Source organism: Polaromonas sp. CG_9.7, from assembly GCF_015752205.1.
GTDB lineage: Bacteria > Pseudomonadota > Gammaproteobacteria > Burkholderiales > Burkholderiaceae_C > Polaromonas.
The window spans coordinates 28,592-45,403 of the sequence record NZ_JADOVG010000011.1 but is presented as its reverse complement, the minus strand read 5'-3'; the positions used below and the strand labels follow the sequence as shown (position 1 = coordinate 45,403).

The 16,812-nt window shown below is 61.5% G+C and carries 18 protein-coding genes; 7 read left to right on the top strand and 11 right to left on the bottom strand.

What is annotated here, in order from left to right; genetic code table 11:
* The first annotated feature begins 33 nt into the window (after positions 1-33).
* Positions 34-816, top strand: a complete 783-nt coding sequence (locus IWX87_RS12440; protein WP_196863842.1) for a 3-hydroxybutyrate dehydrogenase — start codon at positions 34-36, stop codon at positions 814-816.
* A 106-nt stretch (positions 817-922) separates the two neighbouring features.
* On the opposite strand, the gene IWX87_RS12435 is transcribed toward IWX87_RS12440, so the two are convergent.
* The 3 genes from IWX87_RS12435 to IWX87_RS12425 all read right to left on the bottom strand — a co-directional run bounded on the left by IWX87_RS12435 (position 923) and on the right by IWX87_RS12425 (position 3,992).
* Positions 923-2,026 carry an NAD(P)/FAD-dependent oxidoreductase gene (locus tag IWX87_RS12435; RefSeq protein ID WP_196863841.1) on the bottom strand — a complete coding sequence of 368 codons (1,104 nt, stop codon included), beginning with the start codon at positions 2,024-2,026 and terminating at the stop codon, positions 923-925.
* Positions 2,026-3,072 (bottom strand): histone deacetylase family protein, encoded by a 1,047-nt coding sequence (locus IWX87_RS12430; RefSeq protein ID WP_196863840.1) that lies wholly within the window; start codon positions 3,070-3,072, stop codon positions 2,026-2,028. Before IWX87_RS12430 ends, IWX87_RS12435 begins: the two co-directional genes overlap by 1 nt.
* A gap of 74 nt (positions 3,073-3,146) precedes the next feature.
* Positions 3,147-3,992 (bottom strand): N-formylglutamate amidohydrolase, encoded by an 846-nt coding sequence (locus IWX87_RS12425; RefSeq protein ID WP_196863839.1) that lies wholly within the window; start codon positions 3,990-3,992, stop codon positions 3,147-3,149.
* Positions 3,993-4,249: 257 nt separating this feature from the next.
* On the opposite strand from IWX87_RS12425, the gene IWX87_RS12420 reads away from it, so the two are divergent.
* On the top strand, positions 4,250-4,840 hold the full coding sequence (locus IWX87_RS12420; protein ID WP_196863838.1) for an outer membrane beta-barrel protein: 591 nt from the start codon (positions 4,250-4,252) through the stop codon (positions 4,838-4,840).
* A gap of 130 nt (positions 4,841-4,970) precedes the next feature.
* Here IWX87_RS12420 and arfB read toward each other — a convergent pair whose 3' ends face one another.
* From arfB to IWX87_RS12400, 4 genes are all read right to left on the bottom strand, one after another.
* Entirely contained in the window at positions 4,971-5,384 is a 414-nt protein-coding gene (gene arfB / locus IWX87_RS12415) for an alternative ribosome rescue aminoacyl-tRNA hydrolase ArfB (protein WP_196863837.1), read from the bottom strand.
* Positions 5,385-5,684: 300 nt separating this feature from the next.
* Positions 5,685-6,698 carry an SDR family oxidoreductase gene (locus IWX87_RS12410; RefSeq protein ID WP_196863836.1) on the bottom strand — a complete coding sequence of 338 codons (1,014 nt, stop codon included), beginning with the start codon at positions 6,696-6,698 and terminating at the stop codon, positions 5,685-5,687.
* A gap of 122 nt (positions 6,699-6,820) precedes the next feature.
* The gene (gene aroC / locus IWX87_RS12405) at positions 6,821-7,918 is read right to left on the bottom strand and encodes a chorismate synthase (protein ID WP_196863835.1); all 1,098 of its coding nucleotides are present in this window, start codon (positions 7,916-7,918) and stop codon (positions 6,821-6,823) included.
* A 51-nt stretch (positions 7,919-7,969) separates the two neighbouring features.
* Positions 7,970-8,425, bottom strand: coding sequence for a CBS domain-containing protein (locus tag IWX87_RS12400; protein ID WP_196863834.1), 456 nt, complete (start codon positions 8,423-8,425; stop codon positions 7,970-7,972).
* A 237-nt stretch (positions 8,426-8,662) separates the two neighbouring features.
* On the opposite strand from IWX87_RS12400, the gene IWX87_RS12395 reads away from it, so the two are divergent.
* Genes IWX87_RS12395 through IWX87_RS12385 form a run of 3 tightly spaced genes read left to right on the top strand, consistent with a single transcriptional unit; the run spans position 8,663 to position 11,054 of the window.
* Entirely contained in the window at positions 8,663-9,964 is a 1,302-nt protein-coding gene (locus tag IWX87_RS12395) for an O-acetylhomoserine aminocarboxypropyltransferase (RefSeq protein ID WP_196863833.1), read from the top strand.
* A gap of 2 nt (positions 9,965-9,966) precedes the next feature.
* Positions 9,967-10,785 carry an alpha/beta fold hydrolase gene (locus IWX87_RS12390; RefSeq protein ID WP_196863832.1) on the top strand — a complete coding sequence of 273 codons (819 nt, stop codon included), beginning with the start codon at positions 9,967-9,969 and terminating at the stop codon, positions 10,783-10,785.
* Positions 10,786-10,787: 2 nt separating this feature from the next.
* Entirely contained in the window at positions 10,788-11,054 is a 267-nt protein-coding gene (locus IWX87_RS12385; protein ID WP_196863831.1) for a TIGR03643 family protein, read from the top strand.
* A gap of 130 nt (positions 11,055-11,184) precedes the next feature.
* Here the strand turns inward: IWX87_RS12385 and IWX87_RS12380 are convergent, their stop codons facing one another.
* From IWX87_RS12380 to IWX87_RS12365, 4 genes are all read right to left on the bottom strand, one after another.
* The gene (locus IWX87_RS12380; RefSeq protein ID WP_196863830.1) at positions 11,185-11,478 is read right to left on the bottom strand and encodes a GYD domain-containing protein; all 294 of its coding nucleotides are present in this window, start codon (positions 11,476-11,478) and stop codon (positions 11,185-11,187) included.
* Positions 11,479-11,607: 129 nt separating this feature from the next.
* Positions 11,608-12,993 (bottom strand): FAD-binding oxidoreductase, encoded by a 1,386-nt coding sequence (locus IWX87_RS12375; protein WP_196863829.1) that lies wholly within the window; start codon positions 12,991-12,993, stop codon positions 11,608-11,610.
* Between the two features lie 184 nt (positions 12,994-13,177).
* A complete protein-coding gene (locus tag IWX87_RS12370; protein WP_196863828.1) occupies positions 13,178-13,579 on the bottom strand; it encodes a thioredoxin family protein in 402 nt (133 codons plus the stop codon).
* A 25-nt stretch (positions 13,580-13,604) separates the two neighbouring features.
* Positions 13,605-14,819, bottom strand: a complete 1,215-nt coding sequence (locus IWX87_RS12365) for a YihY family inner membrane protein (RefSeq protein ID WP_196863827.1) — start codon at positions 14,817-14,819, stop codon at positions 13,605-13,607.
* A gap of 35 nt (positions 14,820-14,854) precedes the next feature.
* On the opposite strand from IWX87_RS12365, the gene IWX87_RS12360 reads away from it, so the two are divergent.
* Both IWX87_RS12360 and IWX87_RS12355 read left to right on the top strand, forming a co-directional pair.
* Entirely contained in the window at positions 14,855-15,244 is a 390-nt protein-coding gene (locus IWX87_RS12360) for a DUF2069 domain-containing protein (RefSeq protein ID WP_196863826.1), read from the top strand.
* Positions 15,241-16,728 (top strand): FAD-binding oxidoreductase, encoded by a 1,488-nt coding sequence (locus tag IWX87_RS12355; RefSeq protein WP_196863825.1) that lies wholly within the window; start codon positions 15,241-15,243, stop codon positions 16,726-16,728. Before IWX87_RS12360 ends, IWX87_RS12355 begins: the two co-directional genes overlap by 4 nt.
* Positions 16,729-16,812 lie beyond the last annotated feature (84 nt).

The window sequence follows — 16,812 nt, the reverse complement described above, 5'->3', positions numbered from 1 at the left end:
AACCAACCATCGTAAATCATCCAGAGGAATTTCATGCTCAAAGGTAAAACAGCTCTTGTCACCGGCTCTACCAGCGGTATCGGCCTGGGCATTGCCAAGGCTTTGGCTGCACAGGGCGCCAACATCGTGCTCAACGGCTTTGGCGATGTGGACGGCCCGAAGGCCGAGATTGCCGCGCTGGGTGTGAAAGTTGTCTACCATGGCGCCGACATGAGCAAACCCGGCGAGATCGAGGCGATGATGAAATTTGCCGCTGCCGAATTTGGGCAGGTCGATATCCTGGTGAACAATGCCGGCATCCAGCATGTCGCGCGCATTGAAAATTTCCCGACTGAAAAGTGGGACGCCATCATCGCCATCAACCTGAGCAGCGCCTTTCATGCCACGCGCCTGGCGTTGCCGGCGATGCAGGCGGCCGATGGCGGCAAGGGCTGGGGCCGCATCATCAACCTGGCATCGGTGCATGGCCTGGTGGGCTCGGCCGAAAAATCGGCCTATGTGGCAGCCAAGCACGGCATTGTCGGGCTGACCAAGGTGACGGCGCTTGAAAACGCCACGTCCGGCGTGACCTGCAATGCCATCTGCCCGGGCTGGGTGCTCACGCCGCTGGTGCAAAAACAGGTTGATGCCCGTGCCGAGGCGGGCGGCATCAGCAACGAAGCGGCCAAGCAGCAACTGCTGGGCGAAAAAGAGCCTTCGATGCAGTTCACAACGCCCGAGGAGCTGGGCGCGCTGGCGGTGTTTTTCTGCTCGCCCGCCGGCGTCAACATTCGGGGCGTGGCCTGGAACATGGACGGCGGCTGGGCCGCTCAATAAACCGGTTTGGTTGGTTGCCCCTCCTACTGACAGGAACCCGCCACATGCAGTGCCCTGGTACGGCATGGCGGGCGCTGCCAACTGCTGCTTTAAGGCAGAAATGGCATCACGCTTCTGACAGCATCCGGCTCACGTACTCGCCGATGGCCAGCGAACTTGTCAGTCCTGGCGACTCGATGCCGAACAGGTTTACCAGCCCCGCCACGCCATGCGCGGCGGGTCCCTGGATCATGAAGTCCTTTGCCGGCTCGTCTGGCGACTGGATCTTTGGGCGCATACCGGCATAGCCCGGCAACAAGGCACCATCTTTCAGGTCAGGCCAGTATTTGCGCACCTCGGCGTAAAAGGCATCGCCGCGCGCCGGGTCCACTACCAGATCGTCGGCCGATTCGACCCACTGCACATCCGGGCCAAACTTGGCCTGCCCGCCCAGGTCGATGGTCAGGTGAACGCCCAGCCCGGCGGCTTGCGGCACCGGGTAAATGAGCCGCGAAAATGGCGAGCGGCCGGCCAGGGTGAAGTAATTCCCTTTGGCGTAATAGCTGGGCGGCACGGCCTGCGCTGGCAGCCCGGCAAAGCGCCGCGCCAGGCCTTGCGCCTGCAATCCAGCCGAATTCACCACCCACGCGGCCTGCAATTCGGTGCCGTCACCTGCTACCAGAGTAATAGCGCCTGGTGCACATTGGGCGTGCGCCAATGGCGAATTAAGCACAACAAGCCCGCCAGCGTTCTCTAGATCGCCCTGAAAAGCCAGCATGAGCGCATGGCTGTCAACGATGCCGGTGCTGGGCGAATGCACAGCGGCCACGCATTGCAACGCAGGCTCCATGGCCTGTGCTTGCTCGCGCGACATCAGCACCAGGTCATGCACGCCGTTGGCGGCGGCTTTTTTGATGATGCCGTGCAACTGCGCCACCTGCTCGTCGCTGGTGGCCACCAGCAGCTTGCCACAGCGGCTGTGGCCCACGCCGCGCGCGGCGCAGTAGTCGTACAGCATCGCCCGTCCTTGCACGCAGAGCAGAGCCTTGAGCGAGCCTTGCGGGTAATAAATGCCCGCATGAATGACTTCGCTGTTGCGCGAACTCGTGCCGGTGCCGATGGCGTCGGCCGATTCCAGAACCATCACCTCCCGGCCCTGCAAGGCCAGGGCGCGTGCGATGGCCAGCCCCACCACGCCCGCACCAATCACCACACATTCGATTTTTTCCATCAAGCCTCCTCAAAACCTTCAATCACGTTGACTGCATTGGTCCCCAGCGCAGCCGCTGCATAACCGCCTTCCAGCACAAAGACCGTGGGCAGGCCCATCGCACCCAGTCGCCGGCCCAGCCGGCTGAAATCGTCAGACTGGAGCGCAAATTTCGAAATCGGGTCTTCTGCGAAGGTGTCCAGTCCCAGCGCCACCACCAGCGCATTGGCGCGGTAATGGCCGATGCGCTGGCACGCCTGCTCCAGCGCATCGAACCAGCGCGATGCGGCACATCCGGCAGGCAGGGGCAGGTTCAGGTTGAAGCCCTCGCCCTCCCCTTGCCCGGTTTCGTCGGCATGGCCCAGAAAAAACGGGTATTCGGTCAGCGGGTCGCCATGCAGGCTGACGCACAGCACATCGGCTCGACCATAAAAGATGCTTTGCGTGCCGTTGCCGTGGTGATAGTCCACATCCAGGATGGCCACGCGATCAGCGCCGGCATTGCGCATCGACTGCGCCGCCACCGCCGCGTTGTTCAGGAAACAGTAGCCGCCCATGAAGTCAGCACCCGCATGGTGCCCCGGAGGCCGGCTGCAGCAAAAGGCTGCACGCACGCCGCCATGGCCCGCAGCCACCTGTGCGGCGGCGCTGGCCGCTGCATCGGCGCCGGCCTTCGCGGCCTGCCAGGTGCCCGCCGAAAGCGGCGAGCCGTTGTCCATGGAATACAGGCCCAGCCGGGCAATGAAATTGAGCGGCTCAATGTCGCTGCGCAGGCTGCGCACCGGCCAGATGGATGGAAAAGGCTGGCAGCAGTCATTGCCGGGTGCCAGTGCAAGCCAGTCACGCCAGGCATGTTCCAGGAAAGCCAGGTAGCGCGGCGCATGCACCATGTCCAGTAGATCGCGGCTGTCGACCTGGGCGCTGTGCAGGTGGTGGCCATGTTCGGTCAGCCGGGCCTTGACGTATTCGGCACGGTCCGGGGTTTCAAAGCAGGCCACCCGCTCGCCCCGGAAAAACTCGAATTCCGGTGCATGCGCCTGATGGCTGTCATTGAAAAAAGTAATCATCGGTGGTCATCCGGAAATGCGAACTTGCAACGCACGCATGAAAAAAAGGCAGATCTTGCAGCAGCCTGGCACGCTCACAGCTGCCGGGGATCGGTCTTGAGAAGCATCTCGACCAGCGATTGCAGATGCGCTTTGAGCGGCTCAAAACCGGCTGTCAACTCGAGTGTTTCCTCGTTCATATAAAGCCTGCGGTTGATTTCAAGCTGAATGCTGTGCCGTTGGGCGGCCGGGTCGCTGTATCGCCGCACCAGTTCCACGCCTTTGTACGGATGGTTGTAGGCCACGCGGTAGCCCAGCGCCGTCAGGTGCGCGCAAATCCGTTGGGACAAGACCGGATTGGCGGTACTGGCGTCGCGGTCGCCAACGACGAAGTCGGCGTGTTTTTCACCCGGAAAATTGGTTGCGTGGCTGGAGGCAATGGCTGGCATCGAATGGCAGTTGAGATGAAGGCTGTAGCCGTGTCCAGCATGCGCCGCATCAATCGCCTCGGCCACGGCTGCATGGTAGGGCGTCCAGCAGTGTTCGATGCGATGCTTCACTTCTTGCACCGACAGGCTGCGCCCGTAGATGGGCAAGCCGTCATCCGTGGTGCGCCAGATCAACCCCTTGCCGAGCCGCACCTTGGAAAGCACGACCGGATCGGTGGCGACAGGATCAGGCCAGGGCCCGTCCAACAGAGATACGTCAAGCTCCGTGGTGTTGCGGTTGGCATCCAGGTAGCTGCGGGGGAAATGCGCCTCGATCCAGTGAGCGCCCAGGCCGGGTGCAAAGTCGTAGAGCTTTTCAACATGCGTGTCTTCAGCCTTGCGCAAAATCGACGTTTCGCAGGTGTGCCGAAAATCCGGGGGATAAAACACACCGCTGTGGGGCGAGTCAAGGACCAGCGCAGTGCTGCCGGGAAGATGGGTGAAGAGCTGCATGACGCGACTTTATCAGCAGCTTTCGATGCTTCACGCAAGCGAGTTGGAGACAACTCGGGAAGCTTGAAAAAAACAGGTTCCGGGATTAACTGCATCTACCCGGAAAACCCACTGCAACAAGCTTTTTGTCCTACAAAAATTTGCCTTTTGGCCCCACAGTTGCAACAGTCTGTTGGCATAAAACTATTGGGGAACAACTTCCGCAAACTCTGGTCCTACGTCCATAGAAGTCGTCATTTACACACCAAAGGAGCATCATGAAACTATTCAATCGCAGCTTTTCAGCCATCGTGTTGTCGGTCGCTGCATTGACAGCTGCCACGGGTGTCCAAGCCCAGAGCAATTACGCCTTGTATTCCCCCGGAGCCAGTTATGTCGGCCTGAACGTTGGTTCTTCCAATTTTTCGCTTGGCAACGGATTCGGGCCTTTTGCATCAGACAACAGAGACACGGTCTACAACATTTACACCGGCACGTTCTTTACCCCGAACTTCGGCGTCGAAGCAGGCTATACCAATTTCGGCAAGATCGACCGGGCAGGCGGCAACACCAAGGCACAAGGCTTCAACCTCAGCTTGGTCGGCCGGGCACCGATCACCCAGTCATTCAACATTTTCGGCAAGCTGGGCACCACCTACGGCCGAACCGAAGTGTTGGCTTTTCCAGGCACAGGCATTGCATCCGGCAAGGAAAACGGCTTCGGTGTTTCCTATGGCATCGGTGCGGAATATTCCTTCAACCCACAACTGTCTGCCGTGCTTCAGTATGACGAGCACAAGCTGAAGTTTGCCGGTGATGGCCGCGACCGCGTCAACGCAACCACGGTGGGCTTGCGTTACCGTTTCTAAGCCATGAGCCGCCCACCGGCGGCCTGACCTCGAAACCTGAAGACCTGCAAACCCAGTGGTTTGCAGGTCTTCCTATGAGCGCACACCAGTCAAACACCAATAGCTATCAAAAAAATAGCTGTTAATTACGCTATTCCTTGTTTACCTTGCCGCGCAGTTCCTTGGTCGCTGAACGCTGGCTCTTTCCTTCCAGACGGCGTTGCCGGGAACCATAGGTGGGTTTGGTGGCCCGCCGGGCTTTGGGCGGATTGGACACGCCGTCGATCACCTGCTGCAATCGCGACAGCGCATCGGCGCGGTTCATTTCCTGCGTGCGGTGCTGCTGCGCTTTAAGCACCAGCACGCCTTCCTGTGTGATTCGGCTGTCGCTCAAGGCGAGCAAGCGCTCCTTGATCTCGTCCGGCAGCGAGGATGCCTTGATGTCGAAGCGCAGATGCAGGGCGCTGGACACCTTGTTGACGTTTTGTCCACCCGCACCCTGAGCCCGGATGGCGCTGAGCTCGACGTCGCGTTCATCGATCGGAAACTTGTGAATCACAGGCATGCAGTGGGTTTTCGGGTTACGGATTGGTTCAGCGCCTGCAAGTCTGCAGTCGGGCCACTGGCTATCGGGTGCAGAGCGGCTTCAATGGTGCCCAGGCTTTGCAGGGCTTTGTCCACAGTGATTATCGGCGTGGCTTTGCCGACAGATCACAACGCAGAAATGGTCGAGTTGCGCAGCCAGCGGAGCGACGGCCTGGCCGACTTGCTCGAAACGGCATGACGCTACTTATTTAATAGCTGTTAAGGCTTACCCACACTGCGAAAACAGCTTATTTGATCAAAATTTCACGTTTGCCAGAGATCACGCGCCCACGCTGCCTGTCACCGGCAGCACGATGCCGGTGATGTAACTGGAGCACACCGGCGAGGCCAGGAAGACATAGGCGGGGGACAACTCCTCGGGCTGGGCCGGGCGTTTCATGTCAGTCGCAGAACCAAACTTCTGGATCGACTCGGCATCCTTGTCGGCCGGATTCAGCGGTGTCCAGACCGGTCCTGGCGCTACGGCATTGACCCGAATTCCCTTGTCGAGCAGGTTGCTGGCCAGCGCCTTGGTAAAGGCGTGAATCGCGCCTTTGGTCGCTGAATAATCCAGCAGCTTGGACTCGCCTTCCAAGCCCGTGACCGAGCCGGTATTGATGATGCACGAGCCTTTTTTCAAGTGCGGCAGCGCAGCCTTCGTCATATGAAAATAGCCATAGACATTGGTTCGCAGGGTTTCGTCGAAGCGCTCTTCGGTCAGGTCTTCAAGCGAATCTGCATGTTCCTGGAAAGCCGCGTTGTTCACCAGAATGTCGAGCTTGCCGAATGTGCTGACAGTTTTCTCGACCACCGTGCGGCAGAAAGCGGCATCCTTCACGTCGCCGGCTATCAGCAGGCAGCGCTGGCCTTCGGCCTCGATGCAACGCTTGGTTTCCTCGGCGTCCACATGTTCATTCAGGTAAAAAATCGCCACGTCAGCGCCTTCACGGGCAAACAGCACCGCCACGGCCCGCCCAATGCCTGAGTCGCCGCCGGTGACCAGCGCAGTCATTCCTGCAAGCTTCTCGCTGCCCTTATATCCCTGAGCCATGAACTTTGGCCGCAGTTGCATGTTGGCTTCCACGCCCGGCTTTTCGAGATGCTGGGCCGGCAACGGCGGTGCAGGCTGCGGGGTCAAGCCCGCCTGGACAGCGGGCTTGTTGCTTTTTGCGCCACTGCTTTTCTTCGGTTTCGCGGCGTCTTTGCCGTCTTGCTGCTGTTGAATGCTGCGCTGCTTGTCAACGACAGCCTGGGCGTCGCTCTTCGGCGATGAACGTGATGGGGTGCTTGCCATGAATGCCTTTTGAATGACCAAAAGATTCAATCTACGACGACACCTTTTCAAGCGATGTAGTCAAATTACCTGCTTCGGCCACAGAACTGCCAGCGTGAGCAGGGAAAGTCAACCTGGGCGGTTCAGCCCCGTCTGCGCATGATGTCCGGTGTGTTGACCTTCACGTCGCCGCACTGCGCGCGCTGGCGCAAGGCATGCTCCATGACGACCAGCGCCAGCATGGCCTCGGCAATCGGCGTGGCGCGGATTCCGACGCAGGGGTCGTGCCGACCCTTGGTCACCACTTCGGCCGGGTTGCCTTCGGTATCAATCGACTGGCGCGGCGTGATGATGGAGCTGGTCGGCTTGATGGCAATCGACACTTCCAGGTCTTGCCCGGTACTGATGCCACCCAGCACGCCGCCAGAGTTGTTTGACACAAAGCCTTCGGGCGTCAGCGAATCGCCATGCGTCGTGCCGCGCTGCGTAACCGCGCCAAAACCGGCGCCAATCTCCACGCCCTTGACCGCATTGATGCCCATCATGGCAAAGGCGATGTCGGCGTCCAGCTTGTCGAACAGCGGCTCGCCCAGGCCGACCGGCACACCAGAGGCCACCACGCGAATGCGCGCGCCGCACGAATCGCCGGCCTTGCGCAGCGCGTCCATGTAGTTTTCGAGATTTGACACGTCAGCGCTGGGGGCAAAAAACGGGTTGTTCGGCACATGCGCCCAGGACTCAAACGGAATCACCGCCTCGCCGATCTGCGCCATGCAGCCACGAAAGGTGGTGCCGTACTGCTGAAGCAGCCATTTTTTGGCCACTGCACCCGCCGCCACCATGGGCGCTGTCAGCCGCGCCGACGACCTGCCGCCGCCGCGCGGGTCGCGCAGGCCGTACTTGTGCAGGTAGGTGTAGTCGGCATGGCCGGGCCGGAAGGTGTCCAGGATGTTGCCGTAGTCCTTGCTGCGCTGGTCGGTGTTCCTGATCAAGAGGCAGATCGGCGTGCCGGTGGTCTTGCCTTCATACACGCCCGACAGGATTTCGACCGCGTCGGGTTCGTTGCGCTGGGTGACGTGGCGGCTGGTGCCGGGGCGGCGCCGGTCCAGGTCGCCCTGGATATCGGCCTCGGTGAGCGACATGCCCGGCGGGCAGCCGTCGATCACGCAGCCAATGGCCGGGCCGTGGGATTCACCAAAGTTGGTGACTGCGAAAAGATTTCCAAAAGTATTGCCGCTCATGGCAATGATTATCCCAGACGGTTTTTAAACGGTTCAATCCAGTCCGGGGCATCAGTCACGATCCGCATCGCTTTCTGCCGGCCAGTCGCGGATGTAGGCCTTGAGCATCTTGTTTTCAAAATTCTGGCTGTCCACCACGGCCTTGGCGACATCGTAGAAGCTGATCACGCCCATCAGCATGCGCTGGCTCATCACCGGCATGTAGCGGGCGTGGCGCTCCAGCATCATGCGGCGCACCTCGTCGATCTCGGTGTCGGGCGTGCAGGTCATCGGATGGTCGTCCATTGCCTTCCTGACCAGCGTGCGGCCGATTTCGCCGCCATTGTTCACGATGCAGACAATCACCTCGCGAAAGGTCAGCATGCCGACCAGATCGCCATGCTCCATGACGACCAGCGAGCCGATGTCTTTCTCGGCCATGATCTCGGCGGCCTTGGCCAGCGGCTCGCCAGGCTGTACGGTGTAGAGCGTGTTGCCCTTGACGCGCAGGATATCTGCTACCTTCATCGTTTTTCCTAGGTGGTTCTGGCAGCAGCGCCTGCCAGTGTGTGTTTCAAGGTTTCCGCCGTGACACGCAGCGGTTGCTAAGGGTAAAACCGACTTTAAATATAGCCCACAATGCTTTCACCAAGGGTAACGATTTTCGCGACGTCATCTGGCATTGACCCTGGCTTTTTGACCCTTGACCCGAATATGGCCGGGTGCGTTTGAAAAATCAGCTTTTTTGCACTGGAGATTTTATTCATGCCCGGTTACTCAGACCCCGGTTTCGACACCTTGGCACTGCACGCAGGCGCCGCGCCCGATCCGGCCACAGGCGCTCGCGCCGTGCCGATCCACCTGACCACGTCCTTCGTCTTTGAATCCAGCGACCACGCTGCCAGCCTCTTTAACCTGGAGCGCGCCGGCCATGTCTATTCGCGCATCAGCAACCCGACCAACGCGGTGCTGGAGGAACGCATCGCGGCACTCGAAGGCGGCATTGGCGCCATTGCCACGGCCAGCGGCCAGGCGGCGCTGCACCTGAGCATTGCCACGCTGATGGGTGCGGGTTCCCACATCGTCGCCAGCACAGCGCTGTACGGTGGCAGCCAGAACCTGCTGCACTACACGCTGCGCCGCTTCGGCATCGACACCACCTTTGTCAAGCCCGGCGACATCGACGGCTGGCGCGCGGCTGTACGGCCCAACACCAAGCTGTTTTTTGGCGAAACCGTCGGCAATCCGGGCCTGGAGGTGCTGGACATCGCCACCGTGGCGGCCATGGCCCATGAAGCGCGGGTGCCGCTGCTGGTCGATTCGACGCTGACCTCGCCCTGGCTGATCAAGCCGTTCGACCACGGCGCCGACCTGGTGTACCACTCGGCGACCAAGTTCCTCAGCGGCCACGGCACGGTGATTGGCGGGCTGGTGGTCGATGGAGGCAGCTTCGACTGGGACCGGTCCGGCAAGTTCGCCGAACTGACCCAGGCCTATGACGGCTTTCACAACATGGTGTTCAGCGAGGAAAGCACCGTAGGCGCCTTTTTGCTGCGCGCCCGCCGCGAAGGCCTGCGCGACTTTGGCGCCTGCATGAGCCCGCACACGGCCTGGCTGATCTTGCAGGGCATTGAAACCCTGCCGCTGCGCATGGCACGCCACATGAGCAACACCGAAAAGGTGGTGGCTTTCCTGGCCAGCCATCCCTTCGTCTCGCGCGTCGGTCATCCGCTGCTGGAGTCGCACCCCAGCCATTCGCTGGCGCAAAAACTGTTGCCGCGCGGCGCCGGTTCGGTGTTCAGCTTTGACCTGAAGGGCAGCCGCGCCCAGGGCAAGGCGTTTGTCGAGGCGCTGAAGGTCTTCAGCCACCTGGCCAACGTCGGCGACTGCCGCAGCCTAGTGATCCACCCGGCCAGCACCACGCATTTCCGCATGACGGGCGAGGCGCTGGCGGGCGCCGGCATCACGCAGGGAACGATTCGCCTGTCCATCGGCCTGGAAGACCCGGACGACCTGATCGATGACCTCAAGCGCGCCTTGAAAGTGGCCGAGAAAGCCGGGGCTTGAGCATGGACCTCCTTGTCAACGGCGCCACAACCTATTGCTACACCGGCGGCAAGCCTTTCGATGCAGCGCAGCCCACGGTGGTTTTCATTCACGGCGTGCTGAACGACCACAGCGTCTGGAGCCTGCAAAGCCGCTACCTGGCGCACCACGGCTGGAACGTGCTGGCCGTCGACCTGCCGGGCCACAGCCGCAGTGAAGGCGAAGCGCCCTCTTGCGTCGAGGACGCTGCCGGTTTCATTGCCGCGCTGCTCGATGCGGCCGGCGTGCAGCATGCCGCGCTGGTGGGCCACAGCTGGGGTTCGCTGATTGCGCTGGAAGCTGCGTCCAGACTAAAAGACCGCATCAGCCACCTGGTGCTGGTCGGCACGGCGTTTCCGATGAAGGTGTCGCCCGCGCTGCTGGACGCGTCGCTCAACGAGCCGATGAAGGCGCTGGCGCTGGTCAACGTTTTCTCGCGCAGCACACTGGCGCCGCCGCCGTCGGCATTGGGTCCGGGCACCTGGGTTTATGGCGCGAGCATGGCGCTGGGCCGCCGCGTGCTGGCCAGCAACCGCCAAGTCAACGTGTTCCACCGGGGCTTCAAGGCCTGCGACAGTTATGCCAACGGCGAGGCCGCGATTCAGGCCATCACCTGCCCGGTGCTGTTTTTGCTTGGAGAACACGACCAGATGACGCAGCCCAAAGCCGCGCAGGGCTTGGTCAAAGCCGCCCGTGCGTCGGGCAAGTCGGTTCAGGTCACAAACCTGCCGGTCGGCCATCACCAGATGACCGAAGCGCCGGATGCGACATTGTTTGCCATTCGTGACTTTTTAAAAACATGAACATGACACCATCCCGTCCCCTGCCGCCCGACGCGGCGGACATCTCCCGCATCATTGAAATGGCATGGGAAGACCGCACGCCCTTCGAATCCATCGAAGTGCAGTTTGGTTTGAACGAGTCGGCCGTCATTGCCCTGATGCGCCGCCAGCTCAAGCGCTCGTCGTTCAAGATGTGGCGTGAACGCATGGCGGGCCGGACCACCAAGCATGCGGCACTGCGCAGCCCGGACGTCACGCGGCACCGCGCGCGGCATACACGCCAAGCGTGAACGGCCCTGCTGACCGATGGAGAAACAAGGATTTTTGCTATAAATAAAATAGCTAAAAAGGCTTGCTTGACATGCGCAAAAAGGCTTTTTTAATGCATAAAACAGGTTTTTGACGGCCTGCCAGCGTGCCTCAGGCCATCTTGCCCAGAATGACGTTCATGTCGTCCTTGGAAAACGCCCGCAGCATCTCGGCGCGGATGTTGCCGGCGGCGCCTATGCTCAGGCCGAAGGCGTTGGCGGATTCCTCGTCCTCGGCTTCGATGACCGCCACCAGGTCATACTGGCCCGACGTCCAGTAGAGCTGGCGCATGCTGGCGCCAAATTTTTTTGCCAGTTCCATCACGGCATCGGCGCGCTTCGTGGTGTCCTTCACGCTGCGCATCCCCTGGTCGGTGAAATGGCAAAGGGCGATATAGGTTTTCATGGTTTTTCTTCCTGTCGGCGAGACCTCCGGCATTCGCGGGTCGGCGGCGGTCCCGAAACGCCGGCCCTCGTGACAAACCTGCATGTATTTTCTAGACGCGCCCGGCGCCTGCAAGCGCCAGGGTTGCGCTCAGGCGGGCATGATGTTCTGGTTGGAACTGAACAGGTTGGCCGGGTCGTACTGGCGCTTGATTTGCGCCAGCCGGCCGTAGTTGGGTCCATACGCGGCTTTCACACGCTCGCCCTCGTCGTCGGTCAGGAAATTGACGTACACGCCGCCGCTGGCAAACGGTGCCGAGGCCTTGAAATACTCGCGCGCCCAACGAATGCCCGCGGCGTCATCGGCCGGGTCATCCCAGCGGCCGTGGACATTCATGACGAAACGTGCGTCGCGGTGCGCGTAGGCTGTGGCATCGGGCGCGGGGCGCATGGTCGCGCCGCCGATGGCGCCGAAAAATATCTCGCACTGTGGCGACGGCAGCTTTGCGACGTACTCGATGACGGCATCGAACAGACCGTCTTCCAGCGCCGAGAAATTGTGCGATTTCCAGTAGTTGCGCGCGCCGGGCGTGAGCAAGGGGTCGAAGGCCTGTTGCCAGTTCACATAGGGCATGGCGCCAACATGCGTGCCAAGCGGCGTGCCAAAGCCGTGCAGCGGCTTGACCAGCGCCTCGCCCTGCGAGGGGTCGCCGGTGTAGAGCAGTGCCAGTACGACCACTTTCTGGCCATGAACGCTTTCCGGCAGGAAGGGCAGCGGCGGCGCCTTGCGCAGCACGGTCCAGACGGAAACATCGTCAGGAGCCTGGTCCATGAACGCACGGTACTGCTGCAGCACTGATTTGGCTTGCGAAAACGGATAGACGATCAGCCCGGCCAGCACCTCGGGGCCAACCGGGTGCAGGCGGAACTCAAAGCGTGTCACGACGCCGAAATTGCCGCTGCCGCCGCGCAGCGCCCAGAACAGGTCAGTGTTTTGGCTGGCGCTGGCGCGCAGCACGTCGCCGGCGGCCGTCACGACTTCGGCGGACTCCAGGTTGTCAACCGTCATGCCGTACTGGCGGCTGAGCCAGCCGAAGCCGCCGCCCAGCGTCAGGCCAGCAACGCCGGTGGTGGAGTTGATGCCCAGCGGCGTCGCCAGGCCATGGGCCTGGGCGGCGGCATCGAAATCGGCCAGTGTGGCGCCACCTTCGACGCTGGCGCGGCGGGCGCCGGCATCGACCTGCACGGCCTTCATCTTCGACAGGTCGATGACGATGGCGTCGTCGCGCAGCGCGCTGCCGGCAATGTTGTGTCCCCCGCCGCGAACCGCCAGCGGAACCTGGTGCTCCCTTGCAAAATTCACCGCGTAAACCACATCCCCGGTCGTGGCGCACTGGACGATGGCGGCGGGATGCTTGTCCACCATCGCGTTCCAGATTTGGCGGGCGCTGTCGTAGGCCGCGTCGCCGGCGGCAATGACCGTTCCCTGAACGTCTTTCTTGAGCGCATCGATTTGCGCCGATTGCAGGTTTTTCATGGCAGTGTCCTTCCTTGGGTTCTGGCGCAATGCGCTCAGCACACAACAACAACAACAACAACAAGGGCCAAAACCGGCCATTGCGCCGGATCAGTTGCGTGAGCAGATTTGCTATATGGGGTTTAGCACTGCACCCGGCCCGGTGCAAGGCCTGCTGCCAATTGGAGAACAGCCTTACCTTGGTTTACACGTTTGCAGGCGTGACCCAGTGTCCGGGCGCCGCTTGCAGGGCATCGAGCAGTTGCCGTGTCGCGGGCGTCAGCGGCGCCGCTTGCAGGCTGGCGCTTTGCAGCGAATCGAGCAGCCGCGCCAGGGTGTTGGCCTGCGGCGTCAGGGGGCCGAAAAACCGCGTGCCCTGCGCATCGGCCATCAGCACCGTCGGGAAGGTTTCCACGTCGAGGTCGCCCACCAGGTCGGACTGGTCTTCAATATCCAGCCAGGCAAAGCGCAACGCGGGGTAGCGCGCCGCCATGTTCGCGAAAACCGCTTCATAGTCGCGGCACAGCCCGCACCAGTCGGCGCACAGGCAGACAACCCAGGTCACGCCGGTGGTTGGCATAGGCTGGGTGACGGATGGATCGTTCATGCGTTGAATCTGGTTGCTCATTTTTTCATAGCGAATCACGCAGTAGCAGCGTGCGCCAGCCGGCTTTTTCCCATAATTTATGAACCGAGGGTGCGCGGTCGAGCAGCAATTGCTGCATCAGCGGCTCCAGCTGCGTGGTTTCCGGATCGGCCAGCAGCACATAGCGTGACTCTGCGTTGCCTTCTGCGTCGTTGAGCTGGCCAATCCAGTCCATCTCCACCAGCGTTTCAAGCACCGGCTCGAATTGCAGGACATCCAACTCCAGCATCTCGGCCAGTTGCGAGGCGCTGACACCCATGCGTGCGGTGATTCGCGCTTTGTCCAGCATTTGCAGGATTTCAATCGCCAGCTGGAACTGCCAGCCATGGGCACTGCCGCGGCGCGTGACGCCTGCCAGAAGGCTGGGCAGGTAGGCACTGATCACGGCGCCCATCAGCACGATCACCCAGGAGACATAGATCCACACCAGCAAGATCGGCAACGCCGCAAAGGCCCCATAGACCATGGAATAGGTGGGCACCGCTGTCATGTAGGCGCCCAGGACTTTCTTGCCGATTTCAATTCCTGCCGCGACGAACAGGCCGCCGGCAAAGGCATGGCCCCATTTGACATAGGTGTTGGGGACATAACGGTACAACGCCGCCATGCCGCCGGCCACCAGGAAAAACTGTGCCACATCCAGCACGAAGCGCACGCTGAACGGCAAAACGCCAACCAGGCCGCTGGAAGCCGACACCACATACGACGTCACCGCCAGGCTGGCCCCCAGCACCAGCGGTCCGAGCGTGATGGCCGCCCAGTAAATCAGCACCCGCTGCGCCAGCGGCCGAGGCTTGCGCACGCGCCAAATGCTGTTCAGCGTGCGGTCGATGGTCAGGATCAGCGCAATCGCCGTCACCAGCAGCACCGCCAGGCCGGCGCCGCCCAGCTTGCTGGCCTGGCCACTGAACTGCGTCAGGTAGCCCAGCACCTGGCGCGAGATGTTGTCGGGAATCAGGCTCCTGACCAGCCAGGCCTGCAGCGCCGCCTGGAGCGTGGAAAACATCGGGAAGGCGGTGAAGACGGCCAGCGCCACGGTGAAAAAAGGCACCAGCGCAATCGACGTGGTGAAGGTCAGGCTGCTGGCGGTCAGCCCCATGCGGTCTTCACGGAAGCGGTTGCGCAGCGTGATGGCGGTGTCGCGCCACGGAAAATGGGACAGGTCGGCAAGCAAGGCCTCAAGCCAGGGCGGAAATTTCATCCCCGGTATCATGCCACTGCCCTCAAAGACCCAAGATGAACAAAGCAAACCAAATTGAAATAACCCGCCTGCTGGCCCTGGGCAGCCTGAGCGGCCTGATTGTGCTGGGCCTGGCCTGGGAAATGTGGCTCGCGCCGATACGCCCGGGCGGCTCGCTGCTGGCGCTCAAAGTGCTGCCGCTGGTGATTCCACTGGCCGGCATCTGGAAAAACCGCATGTACACCTACCGCTGGGTCAGCCTGATGGTCTGGCTCTACTTCACCGAAGGCGTGGTGCGCGCCTGGAGCGACCGCGCGCCGGGCAATTACCTGGCCATGGTGGAAGTGCTGCTGTGCCTGCTGCTGTTCATTGCCTGCGCGCAGCATGTGCGCTTGCGCTTCAAAAACCTGCCTTCTGCCGCCCTTGCCAACGACACCGCACCATGACCACACAAGCCGAACTTCTCGATACCCTGCGCCAGATCACCGGTGCGCCGCATGTTTTGTATGACGGCGACCTGAGCGCCTACACCCAGGACTGGCGCAAGCGCGCGCAGGGCAAGGCATTGGCCGTGGTACGCCCGGCCAGCGTGCAAGAGGTGGCGGACATCGTCAAGGCCTGTGCAGCCGCTGGCACCAGCCTGGTGCCGCAGGGCGGCAACACCGGCCTGGCGGTCGGTTCAGTGCCTGACGAATCCGGAAGGCAGGTGGTGCTCAGCCTGCAGCGCATGAACGCGGTGCGCGCCATTGACGCGGCCAACCTCACCATCACCGTCGAATCTGGCTGCATCCTGCAAAACCTGCAACAAACGGCTGAAAAAGCCGGCTTCCTGTTCCCATTGAGCCTGGCCGCCGAAGGCAGCTGCACCATTGGCGGCAACCTGGCGACCAATGCCGGCGGCACGCAGGTGCTGCGCTACGGCAATGCGCGCGACCTGTGTTTGGGTCTGGAAGTGGTCAATGCGCAGGGTGAGATCTGGCATGGCCTGTCGGGCCTGCGCAAGGACAACACCGGTTATGACCTGCGCGACTTGTTCGTCGGCAGCGAAGGCACGCTGGGCATCATCACCGCCGCCACGCTCAAGCTGTATCCGCAGCCCGCCGCCCGGCTGACCGCGTGGGCCGGCCTGCCTTCGATGGAAGCGGCCGTCACGCTGCTCGGCCTGGCGCACCAGCACCTGGGCGCGGGACTGACCGGTTTTGAAGTGATGGGCCAGTTTGCCCTGAGCCTGGTGGACAAGCACTTTCCCCAGCTGCGAGTGCCCTTTATTGAAGCTTCGGCCACCAACGCCAGTCAAGCTGGATCGAATGGCAGCAATGCACCAGCTGTTGGGAGCGTGGCCATGCCTTATTGCGTACTGCTTGAAAATTCCGACAGTGAATCCGAAGCGCATGCGCGCGAACGCTTCGAGCAACTGCTGGAAACGGCTTTCGACCAAGGTTGCGTGCTGGACGCCGTGGTGGCTGAAAACCTGTCGCAGGCCAAAGCTTTATGGCACATCCGCGAAAGCATTCCGCTGGCGCAGGCCGAGGAAGGCCTGAACGTCAAGCACGACATCTCGATTGCCGTTTCGCGCATTCCCGAGTTCGTTGAGGTGACTGATGCGCTGCTGCGCCAGCGCATCGACGGCGTGCGGCTGGTCAACTTCGGCCATCTGGGCGACGGCAACCTGCACTACAACGTGCAGGCACCCGAAGGCGGCGATGCCAAAGCTTTTTTGCACGACCACGAGGACGAAGTCAACACGCTGGTGTACGACTCGGTGGCCCGGTTCGACGGCTCGATTTCTGCCGAGCACGGCGTCGGCAGCCTGAAAACCGACAAGCTGCCGCTTTACAAATCAGCTGTTGCCCTGTCGATGATGCACGCCATCAAAAAGGGACTGGACCCGCAGAACATCATGAATCCGGGTCGCATCGTCAAGCTCTGAAGCCGCAGGCGGCGGGCATAATTGAATTTTCGTCGACACGTCTTGCCTGCAAGTACTCCGCTCTATCAATTCAAACCACCGTTT

Coding starts and splice junctions, on each gene's coding strand:
- IWX87_RS12440 (WP_196863842.1), top strand. CDS start 34: ATGCTCAAAGGTAAAACAGCTCTTGTCACCGGCTCTACCAGCGGTATC.
- IWX87_RS12435 (WP_196863841.1), bottom strand. CDS start 2,026: ATGGAAAAAATCGAATGTGTGGTGATTGGTGCGGGCGTGGTGGGGCTG.
- IWX87_RS12430 (WP_196863840.1), bottom strand. CDS start 3,072: ATGATTACTTTTTTCAATGACAGCCATCAGGCGCATGCACCGGAATTC.
- IWX87_RS12425 (WP_196863839.1), bottom strand. CDS start 3,992: ATGCAGCTCTTCACCCATCTTCCCGGCAGCACTGCGCTGGTCCTTGAC.
- IWX87_RS12420 (WP_196863838.1), top strand. CDS start 4,250: ATGAAACTATTCAATCGCAGCTTTTCAGCCATCGTGTTGTCGGTCGCT.
- arfB (WP_196863837.1), bottom strand. CDS start 5,384: ATGCCTGTGATTCACAAGTTTCCGATCGATGAACGCGACGTCGAGCTC.
- IWX87_RS12410 (WP_196863836.1), bottom strand. CDS start 6,698: ATGGCAAGCACCCCATCACGTTCATCGCCGAAGAGCGACGCCCAGGCT.
- aroC (WP_196863835.1), bottom strand. CDS start 7,918: ATGAGCGGCAATACTTTTGGAAATCTTTTCGCAGTCACCAACTTTGGT.
- IWX87_RS12400 (WP_196863834.1), bottom strand. CDS start 8,425: ATGAAGGTAGCAGATATCCTGCGCGTCAAGGGCAACACGCTCTACACC.
- IWX87_RS12395 (WP_196863833.1), top strand. CDS start 8,663: ATGCCCGGTTACTCAGACCCCGGTTTCGACACCTTGGCACTGCACGCA.
- IWX87_RS12390 (WP_196863832.1), top strand. CDS start 9,967: ATGGACCTCCTTGTCAACGGCGCCACAACCTATTGCTACACCGGCGGC.
- IWX87_RS12385 (WP_196863831.1), top strand. CDS start 10,788: ATGACACCATCCCGTCCCCTGCCGCCCGACGCGGCGGACATCTCCCGC.
- IWX87_RS12380 (WP_196863830.1), bottom strand. CDS start 11,478: ATGAAAACCTATATCGCCCTTTGCCATTTCACCGACCAGGGGATGCGC.
- IWX87_RS12375 (WP_196863829.1), bottom strand. CDS start 12,993: ATGAAAAACCTGCAATCGGCGCAAATCGATGCGCTCAAGAAAGACGTT.
- IWX87_RS12370 (WP_196863828.1), bottom strand. CDS start 13,579: ATGAACGATCCATCCGTCACCCAGCCTATGCCAACCACCGGCGTGACC.
- IWX87_RS12365 (WP_196863827.1), bottom strand. CDS start 14,819: ATGAAATTTCCGCCCTGGCTTGAGGCCTTGCTTGCCGACCTGTCCCAT.
- IWX87_RS12360 (WP_196863826.1), top strand. CDS start 14,855: ATGAACAAAGCAAACCAAATTGAAATAACCCGCCTGCTGGCCCTGGGC.
- IWX87_RS12355 (WP_196863825.1), top strand. CDS start 15,241: ATGACCACACAAGCCGAACTTCTCGATACCCTGCGCCAGATCACCGGT.